The following is a 229-nucleotide window of genomic DNA, read 5'->3' as shown; positions in this document are numbered from 1 at the left end:
CCCCCCCCTCTGAAAAAAAAAGGACCCCCCCCTAGATTACTACGCGTCTCGTGGGCTCGGAGATGTGTATAAGAGACAGGCCTGGCGCCCTGCCAGACCTTCGCCAGCTCGACGAGCTGCGCCCCGTCGGGAACGCGCTGCTCGGTGAACTGCCGTACGTTCCGCCGCGCCCGCAGGGCGTCCCACGTCTCCACCTGTCTCTTATACACATCTGACGCTGCCGACGACG

1 protein-coding gene is annotated in these 229 nt (G+C 64.2%); it reads right to left on the bottom strand.

The features are described from left to right. A partial coding sequence (locus tag ACPYOM_RS24285) for a hypothetical protein (protein WP_481347945.1) occupies positions 1-229 on the bottom strand: 229 nt, incomplete at both ends.

The sequence above is a fragment of the Monashia sp. HAY1-2A genome (genome assembly GCF_056755315.1).
Note: the sequence above shows the minus strand (reverse complement) of the source record. Positions and strands in the feature narration are given on the sequence as shown.